Annotated in this window: 23 protein-coding genes; 16 read left to right on the top strand and 7 right to left on the bottom strand. The window is 60.9% G+C overall.

All coding sequences use genetic code 11. From position 1 onward, the window contains the following. The first annotated feature begins 16 nt into the window (after positions 1-16). On the top strand, positions 17-691 hold the full coding sequence (locus tag CLV74_RS16795) for a response regulator transcription factor (RefSeq protein WP_106267055.1): 675 nt from the start codon (positions 17-19) through the stop codon (positions 689-691). Beyond that, positions 672-3,092, top strand: a complete 2,421-nt coding sequence (locus CLV74_RS16790) for a sensor histidine kinase (protein WP_106267053.1) — start codon at positions 672-674, stop codon at positions 3,090-3,092. Before CLV74_RS16795 ends, CLV74_RS16790 begins: the two co-directional genes overlap by 20 nt. Before the next feature lie 14 nt (positions 3,093-3,106). Here the strand turns inward: CLV74_RS16790 and CLV74_RS16785 are convergent, their stop codons facing one another. Then, on the bottom strand, positions 3,107-3,994 hold the full coding sequence (locus tag CLV74_RS16785; RefSeq protein ID WP_106267051.1) for a LysR family transcriptional regulator: 888 nt from the start codon (positions 3,992-3,994) through the stop codon (positions 3,107-3,109). A 100-nt stretch (positions 3,995-4,094) separates the two neighbouring features. Between CLV74_RS16785 and CLV74_RS16780 the strand changes: the two genes are divergently transcribed. The 4 genes from CLV74_RS16780 to CLV74_RS16765 all read left to right on the top strand — a co-directional run bounded on the left by CLV74_RS16780 (position 4,095) and on the right by CLV74_RS16765 (position 6,394). After that, positions 4,095-4,709, top strand: coding sequence for an NADPH-dependent F420 reductase (locus tag CLV74_RS16780; protein ID WP_106267049.1), 615 nt, complete (start codon positions 4,095-4,097; stop codon positions 4,707-4,709). A gap of 12 nt (positions 4,710-4,721) precedes the next feature. Beyond that, positions 4,722-4,982 (top strand): hypothetical protein, encoded by a 261-nt coding sequence (locus CLV74_RS16775; RefSeq protein WP_106267047.1) that lies wholly within the window; start codon positions 4,722-4,724, stop codon positions 4,980-4,982. A gap of 123 nt (positions 4,983-5,105) precedes the next feature. After that, positions 5,106-6,002, top strand: coding sequence for an NAD(P)-dependent oxidoreductase (locus tag CLV74_RS16770; RefSeq protein ID WP_106267045.1), 897 nt, complete (start codon positions 5,106-5,108; stop codon positions 6,000-6,002). Further along, positions 5,999-6,394, top strand: coding sequence for a VOC family protein (locus CLV74_RS16765; protein WP_245888577.1), 396 nt, complete (start codon positions 5,999-6,001; stop codon positions 6,392-6,394). The genes CLV74_RS16770 and CLV74_RS16765 overlap by 4 nt, the downstream gene beginning before the upstream one ends. 6 nt (positions 6,395-6,400) lie before the next feature. On the opposite strand, the gene CLV74_RS16760 is transcribed toward CLV74_RS16765, so the two are convergent. Further along, positions 6,401-6,733, bottom strand: a complete 333-nt coding sequence (locus tag CLV74_RS16760; RefSeq protein WP_106267043.1) for a hypothetical protein — start codon at positions 6,731-6,733, stop codon at positions 6,401-6,403. A gap of 197 nt (positions 6,734-6,930) precedes the next feature. Here CLV74_RS16760 and CLV74_RS16755 point away from each other — a divergent pair, with 197 nt between their 5' ends. Then, positions 6,931-7,182 (top strand): WGR domain-containing protein, encoded by a 252-nt coding sequence (locus CLV74_RS16755; protein ID WP_106267107.1) that lies wholly within the window; start codon positions 6,931-6,933, stop codon positions 7,180-7,182. On the opposite strand, the gene CLV74_RS16750 is transcribed toward CLV74_RS16755, so the two are convergent. Next, entirely contained in the window at positions 7,168-8,058 is an 891-nt protein-coding gene (locus CLV74_RS16750; protein ID WP_106267041.1) for a LysR family transcriptional regulator, read from the bottom strand. The two genes, CLV74_RS16755 and CLV74_RS16750, sit on opposite strands and share 15 nt — an antisense overlap. A 164-nt stretch (positions 8,059-8,222) precedes the next feature. Between CLV74_RS16750 and CLV74_RS16745 the strand changes: the two genes are divergently transcribed. The 4 genes from CLV74_RS16745 to CLV74_RS16730 all read left to right on the top strand — a co-directional run bounded on the left by CLV74_RS16745 (position 8,223) and on the right by CLV74_RS16730 (position 10,958). Continuing rightward, complete coding sequence (locus CLV74_RS16745; protein WP_211299070.1) at positions 8,223-9,128, top strand: DMT family transporter; 906 nt, start codon at positions 8,223-8,225, stop codon at positions 9,126-9,128. A 235-nt stretch (positions 9,129-9,363) separates the two neighbouring features. Then, a complete protein-coding gene (locus CLV74_RS16740) occupies positions 9,364-9,984 on the top strand; it encodes a YdeI/OmpD-associated family protein (RefSeq protein ID WP_106267039.1) in 621 nt (206 codons plus the stop codon). A gap of 59 nt (positions 9,985-10,043) precedes the next feature. Continuing rightward, positions 10,044-10,526: a VOC family protein gene (locus tag CLV74_RS16735; protein WP_106267037.1), complete on the top strand. Its 483-nt coding sequence runs from the start codon at positions 10,044-10,046 to the stop codon at positions 10,524-10,526. 15 nt (positions 10,527-10,541) lie between these two features. Beyond that, entirely contained in the window at positions 10,542-10,958 is a 417-nt protein-coding gene (locus CLV74_RS16730; protein WP_106267035.1) for an SRPBCC family protein, read from the top strand. A gap of 99 nt (positions 10,959-11,057) precedes the next feature. On the opposite strand, the gene CLV74_RS23215 is transcribed toward CLV74_RS16730, so the two are convergent. The 4 genes from CLV74_RS23215 to CLV74_RS16715 form a co-directional block, all read right to left on the bottom strand. Next, positions 11,058-11,603 carry a methyl-accepting chemotaxis protein gene (locus tag CLV74_RS23215; protein ID WP_245888581.1) on the bottom strand — a complete coding sequence of 182 codons (546 nt, stop codon included), beginning with the start codon at positions 11,601-11,603 and terminating at the stop codon, positions 11,058-11,060. A gap of 895 nt (positions 11,604-12,498) precedes the next feature. Further along, positions 12,499-13,104, bottom strand: coding sequence for a hypothetical protein (locus CLV74_RS23210; RefSeq protein ID WP_245888576.1), 606 nt, complete (start codon positions 13,102-13,104; stop codon positions 12,499-12,501). 277 nt (positions 13,105-13,381) lie between these two features. Beyond that, positions 13,382-14,803: a sensor histidine kinase gene (locus tag CLV74_RS16720; protein ID WP_245888575.1), complete on the bottom strand. Its 1,422-nt coding sequence runs from the start codon at positions 14,801-14,803 to the stop codon at positions 13,382-13,384. Beyond that, complete coding sequence (locus tag CLV74_RS16715; protein ID WP_106267029.1) at positions 14,796-15,467, bottom strand: response regulator transcription factor; 672 nt, start codon at positions 15,465-15,467, stop codon at positions 14,796-14,798. The genes CLV74_RS16720 and CLV74_RS16715 overlap by 8 nt, the downstream gene beginning before the upstream one ends. Before the next feature lie 148 nt (positions 15,468-15,615). Between CLV74_RS16715 and CLV74_RS16710 the strand changes: the two genes are divergently transcribed. The 5 genes from CLV74_RS16710 (at position 15,616) to CLV74_RS22885 (ending at position 20,903) form a co-directional block, all read left to right on the top strand. Then, positions 15,616-16,692, top strand: a complete 1,077-nt coding sequence (locus CLV74_RS16710; protein ID WP_106267027.1) for a type 2 periplasmic-binding domain-containing protein — start codon at positions 15,616-15,618, stop codon at positions 16,690-16,692. 80 nt (positions 16,693-16,772) lie between these two features. Then, a complete protein-coding gene (locus CLV74_RS16705) occupies positions 16,773-18,803 on the top strand; it encodes a tripartite tricarboxylate transporter permease (protein WP_106267025.1) in 2,031 nt (676 codons plus the stop codon). Positions 18,804-18,820: 17 nt separating this feature from the next. Then, on the top strand, positions 18,821-19,909 hold the full coding sequence (locus CLV74_RS16700; protein ID WP_106267103.1) for a 4-oxalomesaconate tautomerase: 1,089 nt from the start codon (positions 18,821-18,823) through the stop codon (positions 19,907-19,909). 1 nt (position 19,910) lies between these two features. Further along, a complete protein-coding gene (locus CLV74_RS16695; RefSeq protein WP_106267023.1) occupies positions 19,911-20,726 on the top strand; it encodes a universal stress protein in 816 nt (271 codons plus the stop codon). Positions 20,727-20,741: 15 nt separating this feature from the next. Then, positions 20,742-20,903: a hypothetical protein gene (locus CLV74_RS22885; protein WP_170108086.1), complete on the top strand. Its 162-nt coding sequence runs from the start codon at positions 20,742-20,744 to the stop codon at positions 20,901-20,903. The last annotated feature ends 28 nt before the right edge of the window (positions 20,904-20,931 follow it).

The following is a 20,931-nucleotide window of genomic DNA, read 5'->3' as shown; positions in this document are numbered from 1 at the left end:
GCAGTAATGTCCGGCCATGAGACTGCTGTTGGTAGAAGACAATGATGCCCTTGCCGATGCCGTGATTGAACGGCTGCGGTCCGAAGGGCATTCCATTGACCGCGAGGCCGACGGCTCCGCCGCCGATGGCCTGTTGCAGTTCGCCCAATTTGACATTGTCCTGTTGGACATCAACCTGCCCGGCCAGTCGGGCTATGACATCCTGCGCAACATGCGGGCGCGGGGGGATGCGACCCCTGTGATCGTTCTGACCGCCCGCAGCGAAATTGACGACCGTATCATCGGGCTGGATGCAGGGGCTGATGACTATATGGTCAAGCCCTTCGATTTCCGTGAACTCTCGGCCCGTTGCCGCGTGTTGGCCCGCCGTAGGGCAGGGGCCTCTAGCAACGTCTTTAGCGCAGGCGCGTTCCGGTTCGACCGCGCCGCGAAACAGGCCAGCGTTGGCGGTGTGGCTTTGGACATGCGGGCGCGTGAGGTCCAGCTGCTAGAGATCATGCTGGATAACTTGGGCCGGATGCTGACCAAGGAAGAGGTCGCAGACCGCCTTTATACCTTTGACGAAACCCCCAGTCTGAACGCCATCGAACAGCTGGTCGCCCGCCTGCGCCGCCGCCTTGAGGGCACACCTTTGGCGATCAAGACCGCGCGGGGGCTGGGGTATATGGCCTATGTCACCGACGATGACTGACCCGCGCCCCTATTCGCTGCAACGGCGGCTGCTCATCTCGATGGCGGTGGGGTTCTCGGTCCTGCTGCTGATCATCTCTTGGCTGCTGTGGACCTATGCGCGGACGGCGGCGAACCGGACCTACGATCTGCTGCTGGCCGGCGCGACCCTATCGGTTCTAGAGCGTGTGACCTTTGACGCCAACGCCCCCACCGTGGACCTGCCGCAAACGGCGATGGATATCCTGTCGCTGGCCCCCGAAGACCGGATCGTCTACCGCATCTTTGCCCCCGAACACGGAGAGATCACCGGAACGCCCGATCTGCCCCTGCCGGATGGGCTGACTCTTTCGACCGAGATGCAGTTCTACACCGCCGACCTGTCCGAGCCCTTTCGCTTCGCTGTTCAAGGCCGCCAGATGACCAGTCCGACGGGGCGCGATTGGGTGATCGTGCAGGTGGGCCAGACCCTACGGGCGCGCAACGAACAGCAGATGTCCCTGTTCCTTTACGGCATTGGCTGGCTGGCGGGGGTGTCCTTGTTGGGGCTGCTGTTCGTCTGGCTGGCGATCCGCGCTTCACTGCATCCCCTGCGGGCGATTGAGGGGGCCTTGGCCAACCGCTCGGCCTCGGACCTGTCGCCCCTTAGCGGCACGCCGCCCCATGAGATTGCGGGGCTTTTTGAGGCGATCAACACATTCATCGCCCAACTGGCCCGCAGCCGGAAGCTGTCGGAACAGTTCATCGCCGATGTGGCCCATCAGACCCGCACTGCCCTGTCGGCCCTGCGCGGGCAGTTGGATTTGGGGCAGGACGCGGCCAGCGATGCTGCCCTGCGCGACCGCCTGTCCCGCGCCCGAAAGCAGACCGACGCAACCGTCCATATGACCAACCAGTTGCTGGCGAACGCGATGGTCAGCCACCGTTCGGAAAGCAACCGCTTGATGCCGCTGGACCTGCGCCTTCTGGTCCGTAACACCTTGGCCGATCTGCTGCGCGAACGGCGGATGCGCGATGTTTCCTTGTCCTTTGACGATCAAACCGCGCCCGAAGACGCCATCCGCATTAACGGGGATGAGGTCTCGATCCGTGAGGCGCTGCGCAACCTGATCGACAACGCCGTGCGTCATGGAGGCGCGGCGAACACCATCGCCGTGCGTCTGATGCGCGAAGATCAGGACGTGGTGCTGGTGGTTTCGGACGCGGGGCCGGGCATTGCGCCGGAACACCGCGCTGCGGCGACGGAACGCTTCCGCTCCCTTGATCCTGTCACCGCAGGTTCGGGCCTTGGGTTGGCCATCGTGCGGCAGGTGATAGAAGGGCATGATGGGAAGATGCAGCTTGGAACCTCGCGCCTTGGGGGGCTACGGATTGCGCTGTTCTTTCCGCGCCTTCTGGCGCTGCTGCTGGCGTTCGCGGCCCTGCCATCGCTGACCCGTGCCGAGGAACTGGTGATCCACGCCGCCGCCGACCCGCAGGCCATGCGCCCGCTGATCGCGGCCTTTCTGGACCAGTACCCAGAACAACTGCCCCAGCCCACGATCACCTACGTCGATTACCAGACCGTCGATCTGTACAATGACATGCTGGATGACAGCGTGCCGGTGCCGGACGTAGTGATTTCATCCGCGATGGATTTTCAGGTGGATCTGGTCAATCGCGGGATGGCGCGGCGGCTGAACCTTTTGACCGCCATCCTTCCGCCCGATTGGGCCCGTTGGCGGTCCGAGCTGTTCGGCTTTACGTTCGAGCCCGCCGCCGTTCTTTACAACACCAACACCCTCAGCGCCGGTGATCTGCCGCGCAGCCACCGCGATTTGTCCAGCTATATCCGCGACAATGAGGCGGCGCTGGATGGCCGGATCGGCGGCTATGATCTGCGCCGCTCGGGCATCGGGTATCTGTTCGCCACCCAAGACACCATCCAGAGCGTGCAGGCCCAACGCCTGATGGAGACTTTGGGCCGCGCCGCCATGCGCCCCTATGAGACCACCGCCCTCATGGCCGAGGCCGTCGCCAAGGGCGAGATCGTGCTGGCGCTGAATGTAATCGGCTCATACGCGATGGCCCGCAACGCCGCCAAGCCCGCGATTGGGGTGCATTTCTTTGACGACTATAATCTGGTGATGACCCGCAGTGTCTTTGTGCCGAAGGATGCGGCGAACCCTGAAATGGGCGAGGCGTTTGTGGCCTTTCTGCTATCCGACGACGGTCAGCGCACCATTCAGGAAAGCACGCCCCTGATCGCGATCCGCCCCCCTGCGGATGCCGAGGCGACGCCAGCCCTGCATGCCTCGCGCAGTGACACAAGCTTTCTACCCATCCGCCTTGGCGCGGGGCTGCTGACCTTTCTGGACGGGATCAAACGCGAAGGCTTTCTGCGGAACTGGGAATCCACCCTGCGCCAGACCAATGCGCCCTAAGGCGCTTTGGCGCATCAAGGCGCGGCAAAGGTTTCTGCGGCAAAGTCGATAAAGGCTCGCAAGGCAGGGGTGATCCGGCGGTCGGGGGCATAGAGGATATGCATGGGCCGCGTCGGGGCCTGATGATCGGGCAATACCTGCACCAACTCGCCCTGCGACAGGGCGTCGTTCACCAGCTCTTCCGGTTGCAAGATCAGCCCTACCCCCTCAAGGGCTGCATAGACCAAAGGCTCGCCGTGATCGGAGGACAGCCGCCCCTTGACCTGCACGTCTGTCGCGCCTGTGGGGCCGTCCAGATGCCATGTGCGCCGTAGCTCAGAATGAACGAACCCAAGGCAATTGTGCGCGACCAGATCGGCGGGCGTTGTGATCGGCGGATGGCTGGCCAGATAGGCAGGGGCGGCACATAGGATCAGCCGGTAAGGCGCCAGCTTGCGGGCCATCAACCCGCTATCCTCTAGCTGGCCCACGCGGAAGACCGCATCAAAGCCGCCCTCAACCAGATCGACCATGCGGTTGCTCAGGGACAGTTCAACCTCGACCTCGGGATTGGCGATCATGAAGGCGGGCAGGCGGGGGGCCAGGGCCCGCATCCCCCAACTGACCGGCGCGTTCACCCGCAGCTTGCCCCGAGGCGCGGCGCTGGTTTGGGCGGCCATCGCCTCGGCCTCGGCGACCTCGGCCAGAATGACCTTGGCCTGTTCGTAAAAGCGCAGGCCAAAGTCCGTCAGGCTTTGGCGGCGGGTGGTCCGGTGCAACAGCTGCACGCCCAAGTGCTGTTCCAGATTGCGGATCTGCTTGCCCACCTGCTGGGGCGACAGATCCAGACTGTCCGCCGCCGCCGTGAAAGAGCCCAGATCGACCGCCCGCACAAAAGTTTCAAACCCGCTTAGCTTGTCCAATTGCCGCCTCTTGGTTTCAAGTGATCCGCATTCAGGTCCATTTATCGAATTTTGTTTCAGGTAGATAGTTCCGCCCAGAGTGATTTCGAAAGGAAAGAAGATGAAAATCGCGATTATCGGTGTGGGCAACATGGGCGGAGCGTTTGCCCAAGCATTGGCCGGAACGGGGGCCAAGGTTCTGCTGGGAGCCCGCGACGGTGCCAAGGCCGCACAGCTGGCAAAGGACACCGGCGCCACTGTGCTGACCCCGAATGAAGCCGCCGCGCAGGCAGATGTGGTGATCCTTGCCCTGTACTTTGCGCAGGCGCAGGAATTTCTGGCGCAAGCAGGGGATCTGACCGGCAAGGTGCTGGTGGATATCAGCAATCCCATCACGGCGGATTTCAAGGATCTGGTTGTGGGTCATACCTCCTCGGCGGCCGAGGAATTGCAGGCGCTGGTCCCCGCCGCCCATGTGGTCAAGGCGTTCAACACCCTCTTCGCCAGTCTGATCGCCCCTGCCGTACGTGCTGGCAAAACGGTGCAGACCTTTGTGGCGGGCGATGATGCCAGCGCTGTCGCGCAGGTGTCCGAGGTCGCCAAGCTGATCGGTTTGACGCCCGTTATCGCAGGCCCCCTGCGCAACGCCCGCTTTATCGAGCCGACAGGCATGTTGAACATCCAGCTTGGGGCGTTTCAGGGGCTTGGCCCCTTGGTCGCGCCGGTATGGGCCTAAGGAGGGCATCGTATGAAACGCATTCTGCTAGCCTTGGCCTTAATGGGCTCTGCCGCCCATGCCGAGGGGCCGGACGCCAGCCTTTGGGCGCCGATCGAGGCTTATGAAACCGCGCTGAACAACGGCGATCTGGCCGGTGTGATGGCCCAGTTCACCGATGCCCCCGTGACGATCCCCAACGCCAATCAGGAACTGTTCGTCCTGCACCGCGAAGAGGGCAGCAACTGGCAGATCGCCCGCTACATCTTCGCCACGACCCTACCCGCGCAGTAAGCGCGAACTGTACAGCGCGCCCTTCAAACGGGCGCGCTTTCCTCGCCGGACAACATTATTTTCTTTGCTTTTTCATCCAGATAAGCCTTCGCTAGCATCCAAGGACATTGGGACGGGGCAGACATGAAAATCGGTTTTATCGGGTTGGGCCAGATGGGCAAACCGATGGCGATCAATCTGGGCAAGGCCTTTGATGTGATCGCCTACGACCTGCGCCCCGACGTGCTGCCCGCGGATGTGGCGGCGAAACAGGTGAATGATCTGCGAGCATTCGCAGACTGCACGCATGTTTTTCTCAGCCTGCCCTCGGTCAAGGTGCTGGAAAGCGTTCTGTTCGATCACGCCACAGGCCTGACCGGCATTCTGAAGGCCGGAACGGTGATCGTTGATACCTCGACCACCGAATACAACGCGACCGTGGATATGGGGAACCGTTTAGAGGCGGCGGGCTTTCCGTTTCTGGATGCGCCCGTGTCGGGAATGCAAAAACGGGCCGAGGATGCGACGCTGACCATGATGATCGGCGGGGATCGCGATTTGGCCACAGTGCTAGAGCCGCTGTTGGCCACGATGGCCAACAAGATCCTTTATATGGGGCCGCGCGGGGCGGGGCAGTTGACCAAGCTGATCAACCAGCTGCTCTTTGACATCAACATGGCCGCTTTGGCGGAAATCCTGCCGGTCTCGGTCAAACTGGGGCTGGACCCCGAACAGGTGGCCGAGGTGGTCAACTCTGGCTCGGGCCGCAGCTTTGCGTCAGAGTTCTTTCTGCCCAACATCCTGAACGGGGTCTTTGATCAGGGCTATCCCATGAACCAAGCTTATAAAGACCTGATTTCAGGGGCAGAACTGGGGGCGCGGCAGATGGTGCCGATGCCCGTACTGGGGGCTGCCACGGCCACCTACCAGCGGGCGCTGTTGGAGGGTCTGGGGGATCAGGACAAAGGCGCCATGATCAAGGTTTTCGAAAATCTGTTGAATGTCGCGTTTCGCAATGCCCGCGAAGGAGAGCAAAAATGACCATGCACATGATTAAACTGAAAGCACTGGATCACCTTGTGCTGACCGTCGCCAGCATTGAGGCCACCTGCGCCTTTTACCGCGATGTTCTGGGGTGTGAGGTGATCACCTTTGGCGAAGGGCGCAAGGCGCTGACCTTCGGGACGCAAAAGTTCAACCTGCATGAGGTCGGCCATGAATTCCTTCCCAACGCCCGTGTGGCCTGTGCAGGCTCGGCCGATCTGTGTCTGATCACTGAAAACCCGCTGGATGAGGTTGAGGCCGCATTGAACGCCGCCGGTGTTCCCATCGAAGAAGGCCCCGTCCCGCGCACCGGCGCGACCGGCCCTTTGCTGTCCCTCTATATCCGCGACCCCGACGGGAACCTGATCGAGCTTTCAAACCGCACTTGACGCCCCCTAGCAAAGGGCCTTTCGCAGGTTGCGGATGGCCTCGGCTGGAACGTGGTTGCCGGTCAGGAAACCGCCTTCATGGACCCAGTAGGACCGCTCGGGGGTGTCGCAGTTCAGTTGGAGCACCCCAAAGAAGTCACCGTGTTTCCCGTCGCCCCTGATAAAGACCTCTTGGGCGCCGGGCAGAAGGCCAGGGCCTTCGGTTGGCGTGGCAAACCACTGCTGGAAATAGGGCGGGGGCAGATCGTGGGTGTCGTGCAGGATCAAAATGGTCTCGGCCTGCGCTGGCAGGGTTAGTGCAAGCAGCACGGCGGCGACAGGCGCTAAGAGGCGTTTCATCTTGGTCCTTTGGCTGGGTTTCCCTACTGCTAAGCATGTTGCAGGCACCCCGCGCTGATCAAGCTGTATCCGGGTGCTGAAATGCAGGTTTTAGGCGGTAAACCCTGACCGCCCATCACAGGGCTGAATCGGACGGGCCCCTTTGATTCAGGAAATGCATTGGACCGGTTGGGGCGGTGGGCCGCATACTGCGCTCTATGACCCACACGCCTTTGCCCCTTCGCATGACCCGTTATGACCCTGCCCGCAACATGGCGCGGTTTTATGCTCTTAGCCTTGAGCCGACCCTGTTCGGAGAGGTCATGCTGGTGCGCAACTGGGGCCGGATCGGGACGCGGGGGCAGGTACTGACCCAGACCTTTGCGCAGGCAGATGAGGCGACCGAGGCGCTAAACACCTTGCACCGCCAGAAGGCCCGAAAAGGCTATCGCGCCCTAGCCAGCCAGTGACAGCCCGCCCTTGCGGCCAATTTCGGCGCGGATTTCGTTGATCAGCCCTTCCAGTGCTGGATTGTGGGTCTTGCGTGCGCGCCTGACCACATAGCTTAGGCGGGGCGGCTGGGGCAGGCGGCTGTCGATCATGGCGATATCGGGGCTGACGTAGCGCCCATTCAGCAGGGCGATCCCAAGGCCCGCCTTCACCGCCGCCGAAATCCCCGCCGCGCTAGAGCATTCAAAGACCGTCTCCAGCACATCGCCTGCGTCCTGCCCGAAATCCATCGCCCATTTGCGGTAAAAACAGTTGGGATCATAGGACAGAAACGGCAGGGGGCCTTGGGCTGGCATCTCGAACTCGGGCGAGGCGACCCAGTGCAGGTCCTCTTGAAACAGCACCTCATCGGTGGGGCGCACTTCGTGGTCAAACATCTGCATGATGGCAAGGTCCAGCTCGCCTGCTTCTAGCTGCTCGCGCAGGATCAGGCTCATGCGGACGCGGGTGCGCACAGCGACTTGGGGATGTAACCTGCGAAAACGGCCCAAGATGCGGGACAGGTCTGTCAGGGTGGTGTCTTCGGTCAGTCCCAGCATGATGCGCCCTGACAGGTCTTTCTGCGCTAAACTCAGCAGGGCTTCATCATGCATGGCCAAGATCTTTTCCGCGTAGTCCAGCAGGTCCAGCCCCAGCGCGGTGAACATCGGCCCCTTGGGCCGCCGCGTCAGCAGCGCGCAATCCAGACTGTCCTCTAGCCGCTTGATCTTGTGACTGACCGCTGATTGCGTCAGGCCAAGAGCCTCGGCCGCGCGGGTGACGCCGCCATGCTGCTTGACGGCCCGCAGCACGCGCAGGGCGTCAATTTCCAAACGTCGCGATTTCAGATCAGCCATCGGGTGTCCTTTCTGTTGCCCATTGAGCATGCCTGTCCGCGCCATCTGCATCAAGCTATGCGTGACGGATTTAGATGACTGTCATCATCATATCAGTTTTTGTCATTCAACATTGTGCCGAGCCTGCCCCTATGTCGAAAGAGCATCTTGTTTATGAGGCTCCCATGACCAATATTGATACCACAAGAATTGCTCCCCGCGCCCAATCGCTGCTTTGGCCCGTCATGGCGGGGCTCTTGGTGATCGGGTGGAGTTCCGGCTACGTTGGCGTCCGGTATGCCAACCAAGAGGCCAGTGTGCCGTTGTTGCTGTTCTGGCGCACGCTGCTTTCAGGGGTGATCCTTTTGCCCTTTGCGTTGCTGATCGGGCCGCGGATGACAAGGCGCGGAGTGCTGTCGCAGATGGGTTTTGGCGTCGGTGCGGTCTATATCTATCTTGGCGGCTTTGCCCTAGCGATTGAACAGCGGGTGCCCACGGGGCTGGTCGCTTTGATTGCTGACCTTCTGCCGCTGGCGATTGCTGTGATGTCCCAACCTGTGTTGGGCGAGCGTTTGTCCAAGGCCCAATGGGCTGGGACTGGGCTGGCTGTGATCGGCGTGTTGGTTGTCTGCTCGCACAGTCTGTCCGTGGGTGACGCGCCCCTTTGGGCCTATGGGCTGACAATTGCGGCGATGCTGGTCTTTGCCGTCGCCTCGGTCCTGCACCGCAGCCGCCGTGAAGGCGCGATGGCCGTCCATCAAAGCATGACCATCCACTGCCTGACCGGCGCGGTGCTGTTCGGTCTGACGTCCCTATGGATCGGTGACGGGCTGGCCCCGCCGATGACGGGGGCCTTTGCCTTTGGCATGGGCTGGCTGGTCTTGCTTGGGACCTATCTGGCGTATTGGGTCTATTACACCTGCCTGCGCCTTTATCCGGCGGCGCAGGTCAGCGCGGTGATCTATCTTTGCCCGCCGGTCACGATGCTCTGGGCTTGGGCCCTGTTTGATGAGCCGATCTCGGGCGTCATGATCATCGGCTTGGCCATCACGATGGTGGGCGTAGCCTTGACCTCGCGGGGCAAAGCGTAGGGGGCTATGAGGGCGGGTCGGAATTGAGGGTCGGCGCAGTGAAGCTAGCTGGAAAAGCGCGCGGCTGTGCTATGCTTGCTTCGGAATCGATATCCCCTCCGAAGATCATACCAAACCGTTTGACCACCCGCGCTGCCGCATCGATGGACAAACCTATTCTACGGCTTACTCAGCCTTCATTTTGTGGCAACGATACACGGTATTCCGGCGATCAGGTGGGGGAGAGATTTCTGAAATGATCACTGAGATCGAAGACTATTTCGACAAGGGCTGCGATCGCTGCGCGCGCTTTGCAACGCCGGACTGCTCAACGCGCCTTTGGGCAGGGGGCTTGGGCGATCTGCGTCGGATTTGCCGTGACGCGGGTCTGGAAGAGACCGTGAAATGGGGGCACCCCTGCTACATGCACGCGGGGCGCAACATCGTCATCATGGGCGCGTTTCGCGGTGATTTTCGCCTGACCTTCTTCAATGCGGCCCTCATGACAGACCCCGAAGGGGTACTAGAGCGATCGGGTCCGAACAGCCGCCATCCCGATATTCTGCGGTTTAAGGGCAACGATCAGGTCGCCGCACGTGAACCCGTCATTCGCGCCTATCTGGCCGAGGCGATGGCCTATGCGCAAGAAGGCCGCAAACCGCCACGGGACGAAGTAGTGCTAGAGTTTCCCGAAGAACTGACCGAGGCGCTGGATGCGGACGCGGAACTGGCCGAGGCCTTTCATGCCCTGACCCCCGGACGCCAGAAAAGCTATGTGATCAACCTGCGCAATGCGAAAAAGCCCGAGACTCGAACAGCCCGTATCATCGGGTTTCGGGACAAGATTCTAGCGGGAAAAGGCGCGTTGGACAGGTAAGCGAACAGACCGTTTTTTACCGTAATCCGGCTTTGGCCGGCTCCATTAAGGAGAGAAGAATGCCAGAAATGATTACCTGCCTGTGGTATGACCATGGCGAGGCACGACGCGCGGCGGAATTCTACGCCAAGACCTTTCCCGACAGCAGTGTCGGGCGCATCAATGCGGCTCCGGGGGATTATCCCGGCGGGCAGGAAGGTGTTGAGTTGACGGTGGAATTCACCGTGCTTGGCCGACAGTTCCTTGGGCTGAACGGCGGGCCGAACTTTACTCCGAACGAGTCCGTCAGCTTTGTGGTGGTGACAGAGGATCAGGCGGAAACCGACCGTTACTGGTCCGCCATTGTGGACAATGGTGGCAGTGAAAACGCCTGTGGCTGGTGCAAAGACCCTTGGGGGTATTCGTGGCAGATCACGCCGCGCCGCTTGCTGGAACTGACCACCCATGCCGACCGCGATATCGCGAAACGCGCGTTTGAGGCTATGATGACCATGTGCAAGATCGACATCGCCGCATTGGAAGATGCGGTGCGCGGCGCCTGAGCGAAAGGACACCCCATGACCGATCAAACCATCACCATCGAGGCCATGGTCGCCGCCCCGCCCGCGCGGGCTTGGCAGGCTTTCACCACACCTGATGACATCACCAAATGGAACTTTGCGTCCGATGACTGGTGCTGCCCCGGCGCAGAGGTCGACCTGCGGGTCGGGGGCCGCTATGTCGCGCGGATGGAGGCGAAGGACGGCAGCTTTGGCTTTGATTTCGAAGGCGTCTATGAGGACGTGGACCCGCAGAAGGCGGTGACCTTGTTGCTGGGGGATGGCCGCAGGGCCAGAACGACCTTTGATCCTGTGGATGGCGGCACGCGGGTTCAGACTACGTTCGATCCGGAAAACACCAATCCGCTAGAGATGCAGCGTTTTGGCTGGCAGCAGATATTGAACAACTTCAAAGCGCACGTCGAGGGCAGCTAACTGGCGCCGCAGACCCGTTGCGCCCTTAAAACGCCAAAGCGCGGTGGCCGGTTTTGCCCGCCACCGCGCTTTGTCTGTTTCTGACGATCAGCCCAAGGCTTACATCGCACGCAGACCTTTCGACAGGCGGTCGATGGTATCGCCCATGGATTTGGTGGCGCTGTCCACTTCACCCACGCCTGCCAGCAGCTGCTCTGCCGAGGCGGCAGAGCGTTCAGAGGCCGCTTTCACCGTTTGCAGATTGTTGTTCGACACTTCCACGTTGGTCATCGTGCGGCGCATACGCTCGGCGATCTGTTCGGTGGCCTTTTTCTGTTCATTGGCCGACGAAGAAATATTCTGCGTCTGCTCGTTCACCTCAGAGATCAAGCCCGAGATTTCCTGGTTGGCCGCCAGACTTTTCTGGATCAGCGAGGTGACCGCATCGATCTGTGCGGCAATCTCGGTTGTGGACTGGGTGGTCCGCGCCGCCAGTTTGCCGATCTCGCCCGAGAGCACCTTAAAGCCCGTGCCCCATTGGCCCGCATTCGCGGCCTCGATCCCTGCGTTGATCGACAGCAGCTTGGTCTGCCGCGCGATCTCTTCGATCAGGGTGACAACGCCCGCGATGTCCGCAGCCGCTTTGCTCAGGTCCTCGCCTGCCATTGACGCAATCTCTGCTTTCGAGGCCGAGACCTCGGTCAGAGAGGTGGTCTTTTCCACCGACCGCGACACGGTTTCCAAGGCGCTGGACAGCTCTTCGATGGCGACGGCAACGTCGGTCACATCGGCATTCACCTTCGACGTTCTGTCATTGACCTCGCTCACCTGTCTTTGCGTCTCTTTCGAGGCTTCCGCCAGCTCCGTGGACGCATCTCTGGCCTCACGGGATGTGCGTGACAGGGTTCCCAGCGATTGCGTTGCCTCGGACGAGGCGATCTCGGTCACCTTGCGGATGGGGGCCAGTAGATAGCGGGTCAGCAATGCCGCGAAGGCCGCGATGAGCACGGCGAAAATCCCCATAGTTTTTAGAGATTTATCGCGTATCTGGTTGGACGATGACATGACCTCGTCATAGTCGATTTCGGAAACGATCTTCCAATCGAGACCGTCCAGTTCAAGTTCGTTCCATGTGGTCAGATGGAGGATGTTCTCGGAATCCGGAACGACCTCGGAACCAGCGTCACCAGACAGAACAGCCTTTTCAATCGTGGGCTCGATCCGATCCCCGATGGAACGACCCTCAAGATAGGGGTGGTTCGAACGTAGCGCGCCATCGGCCGCCACCAGAAACGCCTTGTTCTTTGCGTTGGTAGGTTCTGACTTCGTGACCATCTTCGCGATCATTTCCAACGGCAGCTGGACTGCGAAAATCCCTGCGAAATCCTCGCCCGAGCCAATCGCGAACAGCATAAAGGCCGCCTGATCGCCATAGGACGGCGCATAGGGTTCGAAATCGACAACAATGTGGGGCTGCGCACCTTTGTCTTTCAGCATCTGCTGCGCCGCAAGGCCAAAGGCCGTATCAGCGAAGGGGCCGTCAATCAGGCTGGTTCCGAAATCAACCTCTTTGAACACCGAATAGACGATATGTCCCTGTTCCGGCTCGATCAGGAAAAATATCGTAGAAGCCGTAGTTCTCCAGATATTGGCGGTACATGGGGTGAATTTTGGCGTGTAGCCGTGAATAGCTGCTGCCATCATTCGCGTTATCCAGCAGCTGCTTCTGGCCAATCGGGTGCGTGTTCTGCGCGATATATAGTTCCTGCAGCGCGATCGTCTGCGGATCCAGGTTCTTTTGCCATTCCGCTGCGGCTTGGGGCGTTGCGGATTTGGTGTTATCCGCCTGATGCTTGTAGCGCGCTTTCAGGGCTTCGCTGGGGACAGTCTCGACGTCGCGTTTGAAAAGGTAGCCGGCGTTCTTGATAAGGGTTCTGATCTCTGTTGGCAGTTCATCTCTGGCGGTGATCACCTCGCCAAAGTCGATCATGCTGTCAAAGTAGGAAGAAACGAATTTCCCTTTTTGAACCAGGCTGGATTCCGCAGTTCGGATCGCCTCGGCTCTGGAAAACGCTTCAAGGTCATCAAGGTTAAGCTTGGAGACCACCCCGATCGGGATCATACCAGCCGCCAGAAGCGCCAGCCCCAGTTTGTATTTGAAACGCATGCCGACCTTCTACTTTTGTGAAATCTAGGCTAACGGTATACGAGACATGGTTTGCAAAAAGGCCCTACTCTTTGGGGTGCTAGGTAGGTCATTTCGGTAGGTGACTAGGCGTTCTTACGTGCCGTTCATCAACAATTTCCTGAGATATCTGCGAAAACTCTAACCGGATCCGAGTTGGCGTCTGAATTCCTTACTTGACGAGGGTACTTGATTCTATCGGCGGCGGCCCTAAGGGAGTATGACCAAACTGTTAGCCAACTTTGGACTTAAAGTGCAGCTATTCGGGCTCCGCTTGCGCGGGCTCTTCGGCAAGAGGCAACGCGGCTGCGGGCAGTTCCAACCGCACGCAGGTGCCTTTTTCAGTCTGCTCTAGACGGGCGCTGCCGCCGTGGGTGCGCATGACTTGCTCGACAATCGCCAGACCAAGGCCCGTCCCCTCGCCGTGGCGCAGCTGTGAGAACCGCCGGAACGCAACGTCGGCCTGATCAAAGGGGATGCCGATGCCGTCATCCTGAACCACCACCACAACCCTGTCTTGTTCGTGCAAGATGCGAACGGCGATCTTCGTCAGTGACGGGCCGCCGTGCCGCAGGGCGTTCTCGATCAGGTTGGCAATTGCCTCACCGATCAGTACGTGATCGGCGTTGACCCAAAGCGGCTCGGGACACGGTTCGAACGAGAAATCCAGATCGCGGGACAGGGCCACCGGCGCAAGGCGCTGGCAGATATCGCGAACCACGACGTTCAGATCGCACCGCGTCATGGCGCCATCATAGCCGTAGCGCAGCCGTTCCAGCGACAGTAGCTGATCCGCCAGCCGCGCCGAGGCGCGGGCGGCGGCGATCAACTCGGCCTCACGCAGGGCGCGTTCGGCGGGGTCTTTCACGTCCGGCAAAGTTTCGGCCAGCGCCAGCAGCGCAGCAGCGGGGTTTCGCAACTGATGGGCCGCGTCAGAGATAAAAGCCTGATGGGATTCGATACTGTCCTGCACCTGTCCGAACAGACGGTTCAAGGTTTGCACGACACCGGCCACCTCGGTCGGGACCGGACGCCGGATGCGCCCCAGATCATCGGGCGAGCGGCGGCGGATGGCCTGTTGCAGGTCATTCAGTGGACGCAAGCCGACCTGCACCCCGAACCAGATCGTAAAGGTCAGCGCCCCGATCAACCCGCCCATTAGCGCGATGGCCCGCAATGCCAGATCGCGGGCAAAGGCCTGCCTGTCGCTGACCCTTTGCCAGACGGTCACGACAATCTCGCCCGAGAGGTTGCCGATGGTCTTGCTTTCGGTCATGCGCAGAACCCGCATTTCCTCGCCCCGATAATCGGCAAGGTAATAGCTTGGCAAATCGCTGTTCACGGCTTGCTCAGAGCGGGGTGGATAGGCGTAGCCGGTCACGTAATAGCCCCCCGGCCCCGTGACGTGGTAAAAGATCTCGCCCCCGCCAGCGTCCGAGATAAAGCTGCGCGTGCTGGGGGACAGGGCATCCCCGTCAGAGATCGAAACATCGCGGGAAATCGCAAGGGCGGCGGACAGAAGGCTGCGGTCGAACAGCTCTTCCGAGGTGTCCTGCGCGGCCTTGAACCGCCAGATACCCAACATGACCGAGACCAGCAACAGTGGCGGCAGGATCACCAGAAACAGGCGCATCCGCAATGACATCGCTTTTTGCGGCTTTGCCTGCGGTCTATCAGACACTGCCGATTTCCAGCATATAGCCAAGGCCGCGGGCGGTTTTGATCCGGATGCCAAAGGGTTCCAGCCGCTTGCGCAGACGCGAGACATGGGGCTCGATCGCGCTGTCATCGGCGTCAGAGCCGGTTCCGTAGACATGGGTAATCAACTGCGATTTCGACACGATCCGCCCGCGCCGTTCCAGCAGGCATTCCAGCGTGGCGATTTCCTTGCGCGGGATGTCGATGGGCTGACCATCCTGAAGCAACTGCCGCCCGTTGCGGTCAAACACCAAGGGGCCAAGGGTATCGCAGGCGGAAAACTCAAGGTTCTTGCGGCGGGCCATCGCGCGCAGGCGGGCCTCAAGCTCGTCCATCTCGAAGGGTTTGGTCAGGTAGTCATCGGCACCGGCATCCAGACCCGCCACACGCTCGGCGGTCTCGGAACGGGCGGTTAGCAGGATGACGGGCGTGTTGTCCCCGCGTCGGCGCAAGGAACGCAGCACATCAATGCCGTCCATCAAGGGCAGGTTCAGATCCAGCACCACCAGATCGGCCCCTTCCTGCGCTAGAAAGGCGTCGGCTTCTTGTCCGTCATGCAGCAGATCAACCGCGTGGCCACGGTCCCGCAGACGAAAGGCGATCCCGTTCGCCAAAGCCTCGTTATCTTCGATGACTGCGATGCGCATGATTACTTCTTTGTCAGGATGCGCAAGTTTCGCGCAAGGTTGGAACGTCATGGTGACGCCGTTGGAGGAGGGAATCAATCCCTCGGGAAAAGAACATCAAGTGCACCGGACACGCGTTCGGTACTGTTAAGGTCTAGGGAGGACACCAATGACCATCAAGCATCTTGCAGCCTCTGTTGCTGCTCTTGCCTTTGCCGCGGCCCCTGCGTTTGCCGAGGTCGATTTCAGCGGCAAGACCATTGAATGGGTCATCCCGTTTTCGGAAACCGGCGGTTCGGCCAAGTGGGCAAACTTCTTTGCGCCGCTCTTGGCGCAGGAACTGCCTGGCCAGCCGACGGTTGTGGTCAAATTCATGCCGGGCGCCGGGTCCACCAAAGGGGCGAACTGGTTTCAGGAGCAAAAACATAAGGATGGCACGCTGCTGTTCGGATCGTCGGGATCAACCCAGTTCCCCTACCTGCTGAGCGATCCGCGCGTGCGCTACGAATACAATGACTGGATTCCGGTCATGGCAACCGGCACAGGGGGCGTGGCCTATCTGAACCCTGAAGACGGCGCAAACTTCGATGGCTCGGCGAACGGGTTGAAGGATGTGGACCTGATTTTCGGCTCGCAAGGGGCCACGGGCCTTGATCTGGTGCCACTGCTGGCGTGGAAGCTGCTGGGTATGAACGTCGAGCCGGTGTTCGGCATCAAGGGCCGTGGTGATGGCCGGTTGATGTTCGAACGGGGCGAGGCGACCATCGATTACCAGACCTCTTCGGGTTACATTTCGGGGGCCGCTGATCTGGTGGCCGCAGGCACCGCCGTCCCGATGATGAGCTGGGGCGCATTGGATGAAGACGGCATGATCGTGCGTGATCCGACCTTCCCCGATATGCCGTCCTTCAAAGAGGTCTGCGCCGCGACAGAGGGTTGTGAAACCGAAGGCGTGGCGTGGGATGCGTGGAAGGCATTCTTTATCTCGGGCTACCCGTCCCAGAAAATCGCTTTCCTGCCCAAAGAGACACCGCAAGAGGTGATCGACACCTATGTCGCCGCCTTCGAGGCCGTGCGTGCCCGTCCTGATTTCAAGGAAATCTCGTCGAACGAAGTGGGCCAATACCCGATGTTCGTGGGCGAGGGCGCCGTCAAGGCCACCCATGAGGCGACCACCGTAACCCCCGAGGCCAAAGCCTATGTCATTGACTGGCTCAAGACCTCTTACGGCGTGACGATCGAGTAATCGGCGCGTCTGCGGGTCCGTCCCTGAGCGGACCCGCGCACCCTCATACCTCCTAAAAATTCAACCGAAAGAACGGTGCGATGGATCTCTTCGCGACCGCCCTGCCGGCGCTTGCCGACGCATGGGCTCTTATTTTGCAACCTATTGTTCTGGGTTATCTGGTTTTGGGCGTCGTTATGGGCCTTGCCGTGGGCATTTTCCCGGGTTTGGGCGGCATTGCGGGCCTGTCCCTGCTGCTGCCCTTCATGTTCGGGATGGAGCCCGTTCTGGGTCTGGCCCTGATGATCGGCATGGTGGCCGTGGTGCCGACCTCAGACACGTTTTCATCCGTCCTCATGGGTATTCCCGGATCATCGGCGTCACAGGCCACGGTGCTGGACGGCTTTCCCCTAGCCCGCAAGGGCCAAGCGGCGCGGGCGCTATCGGCGGCCTTCACGGCCTCGCTCTTCGGGGGGCTGGTCGGCGCACTGTTCCTGACCTTGTTCATCGTGATCGCACGCCCCTTGGTGCTGGCCTTCGGCCTGCCAGAGATGCTGATGATCTCGATCCTCGGGCTGTCGATGGTGGCGGTGCTGGCGGGGCGCGTGGCCCTGAAGGGGCTGGCAGCCGCCGGATTGGGCATGTTGATCGGCACCATCGGCATTGCGGATGCGGGCGGGTCGTTGCGGATGGCCAGCTATGACTTTCCCTACCTGACCGACGGGCTGCAACTGGTGATCGTGGGTCTTGGCATCTTTGCGGTGCCTGAGATCGTATCGCTGCTACGGCAGGATCGGTCTATCGCCAAGGACGCCAGCCTTGGCGCGGGCTGGATGGACGGTGTGCGCGACTGGTTCGAACACAAGTGGTTGTCGATCCGTTGTTCGCTGATCGGCGTTCTGGTCGGCGTTATTCCGGGTCTGGGGGGATCGGTCGTGGACTGGATCGCCTATGGCCACGCAGTGCAGACCACCAAGGACAAATCCGGCTTTGGCAAGGGCGAGATCCGCGGCGTGATCGGGCCGGAAAGCTCGAACAACGCGAAAGAGGGCGGCGGGTTGGTTCCGACCCTGCTGTTCGGTATCCCCGGGTCAGGCTCAATGGCGATCTTTATCGGCGCGATTGCCCTTTTGGGGTCCGGCGATATCGAGGTCGGCCCCGCCATGCTGCGCGACAACCTTGATATTACCTACTCTATCGTCTGGCTGCTGGCCTTGGCGAATGTGGTGGGCACCTTGCTTTGTATCGCCGTTTCGGGCGGCATCGCAAAGCTGACGACGATCCGCTTTACCTATCTGGCACCGTTCCTGTTCATGCTGATCGCCTTTGCCGCGTTCCAGTCGGGCCAGAACTTCGAAGACATCCTAGCTCTGTTCGCCATCGGCCTGATCGGCATCTTCCTGCGCCGCTTTGACTGGTCGCGCCCTGCCTTTCTGATCGGTTTTGTGCTGTCCAATCCGGTCGAGAAATTCTCGAACCAGGCGTTCCAGATCGCGTCCTTCCGGTTCCGCAAATCCTTTGAAGAGGGCATCGACTATCTGTTCTCGCCCATTGTGATCGTGCTGCTGATTGTGACCGTGATTTCGGTGGTGCTTGGCCTGCGTCAGGCGAAATCAATCATGGCCGAAGGGGCAGTTCAGTCCGGCTCGAAGCGGGCGCCGATCGTCTTTTTGCTGGTGATCATGGCCTATGTTGTGGCCGCTTTGATCAATGCCAACGCGATCCCCGATTACAACCTGACCGACAAGATCGTGCCGCTGTTCATCGGAGGCGTCACCTTGGTCGCCCTGCTGATCCTGCTGGTGCAGATGATCCTGCGCCCCGAGACGGACGCCCTGTTCGCCGACAAGGAATCCGCAGGCGAGGATGCAGATGCGCCTTACGGCCTTTGGGGTACGCTGGCGTGGTTCGCGGGGCTGATCATCGCCACCTATTTCGTGGGCTTTATTCTGGCGCTGGCCGGTTTCCTTGTGACCTTCCTGCGGGTGCGGGCGCAGACCCCTTGGGGCAAGACGCTGGTTCTGGCCGCATCGGGCATCGCCCTGATGTGCGTCATGGGTGGTGCGCTGAACCGCGATTTCCCCCCCGGCTTGCTGCAAGAGGCCGCCACCTTGCCGTGGCCCCTGACATGATCTCCGGAGCAGAGCAGATGAAACAGATAGGTATTCCCTATGTCTTCATGCGCGGGGGCACGTCGCGCGGGCCGTATTTCAACCTGACCGACCTACCGCAAGACCGCGAGACTTTGGCCGAGGTTCTGATGGCGGTGGTCGGCGCGGGGCACGCGTCGAACATCGACGGGATCGGCGGCGGCGTGGCGGTCACCACCAAGGTCGCCATCCTGTCTCCGTCCGATGATGAATGGGCCGACGTGGACTATTTCTTTGCGCAGGTCTCGGTCGAGGATCGCTTGGTCGATTTCAAACCCACCTGCGGCAATATCCTGTCCGGCGTCGGTCCCGCCGCCATCGAAATGGGGCTGGTCACGCCCGCTTTCGATGAGACCGAAGTCAAAATTCGCGCCGTCAACACAGGGGCGCGGGTGCTGGCGCGGGTTCAGACGCCGGGCGGTATGATCCGCTATGATGGTCTGTCTGAGATTGCAGGCGTTCCCGGTACAGCCGCACCGATTGCCCTGAACTTTATGGGGGTGGTCGGATCATCCACGGGGGCGTTCCTGCCGACAGGCAAGCTGCGGGACACCTTCGACGGGATCGAGGTCACTTGCATGGACGTCGCCATGCCCATGGTGATCGCCGGCGCCGCCGACTTTGGCCTGACCGGCTATGAAACCGTGCAAGAGCTGGACAGCAACAAGCCCTTCTTTGCCAGAATGGAGGCGATCCGCCTGCAAGCAGGCGCGGCCATGGGCATGGGAGACGTGTCGAAATCCGTCACACCAAAGTTCGGCCTTCTGGCCCCCGCAAAGGACGGCGGCACCATCTGCACGCGCTATTTCATGCCGTGGAACACCCATCCGTCGATGGCAGTGACGGGGTCCCAATGTCTGGCCGCCTGCGCCTTGACCCCCGGCACGGTGGCTGACGGGCTGTTGCAACGTCCCACCCAAAGCCCTGCGAATGTGGTGCTGGAACATGCCTCGGGCACTATCGATGTGCTGATCGATTTCGGCATGAACAACCACTTTACCCTGAACTCGGCAGGCATTCTGCGCACCGCCCGCAAGCTGGCCGATGGCCGCGTCTATGTGCCTGCAAGCATCTGGAAAGGTTACTGAAATGCCCATGATGAACCTGTTGGTGGCCTTCAACGGATCCGCCGGCTCTGTGGCCGCTTTGCGTTATGCGGCGGCCTTGGCCAAGCGTTTCGACGCCCATGTCACGGCCCTTTTGGCCCACAGCGGGCATGAGGTCATCGACCGCCGCTCGCGCTGGATCCCGAAAGAGGCCCGCGCCTTGCTAGAGGCTGCCAACGCCAGCATCCTGACCCAGATCGAGGCCACATTCGAGGCCGAGCGCGCCGCCCTTGGCCTGACCGGCACCCTGCATCTGCGTTCGGTTGCGGGCCGTGTTGATACGGTTCTGTCCGAGGCCGCACGCCACTATGACATGCTGATCGTCGGCACCCGCGATGAGGCCGATGATGAACATGTGGCCCTGCACCCTGACCGTATCGCATTGCTGTCGGGCCGGCCGGTGATTGTGGTTCCGGCGGGCTATGACGCGGGGGCCAACCACAGCCATGCGGCCTTGGCGTGGGACGGGGGACGGGCCGCCGCGCGGGCCTTGTCCGACAGTCTGCGCCTGCTTGAGGCCGATGGCCGCGTCAGCGTGCTGACGGTGGGATCGCGCAGCGGCTGGCCCATCGATGATTTGATGACCCACCTGCACCGGCATGGCGTTTCGGCGGTTCACGAAGACTGGCCCGACACCCATCCGGTCGCCGCGACATTGCTGACGTGGTGCGCCAAGCATGATCCCTCGCTTTTGGTGCTGGGGGCCTTTGAACACTCGAAATTCCGCGAGGATTTTCTGGGGGGCGTGACCTCGGAAATCCTGTCCAGAACCACGATTCCGGTTCTGCTGTCCCATTAAAGCGAAGGGCCGACGATGACCTATTACGAAAAACTCAGCCACATGCGCCGCGACCTTGAGGCCATCCGCGCCGAGGTGTGCCAGCGCATCAGCACCGACCCGACTGACAAGGCCGATCTGTCCATCCTGCATGAGCGCATCAGCCGTGCGATCAAGGCCCTCTCTGGCCAAGGCTGAGCGTCCCGCATGGGACTAACCTATTGAA

The sequence above is a fragment of the Donghicola tyrosinivorans genome (assembly GCF_003003355.1).
Taxonomy (GTDB): domain Bacteria; phylum Pseudomonadota; class Alphaproteobacteria; order Rhodobacterales; family Rhodobacteraceae; genus Donghicola; species Donghicola tyrosinivorans.
The sequence above is the reverse complement of the archived record's forward strand: the minus strand, read 5'-3'. Positions and strand labels throughout refer to the sequence as shown.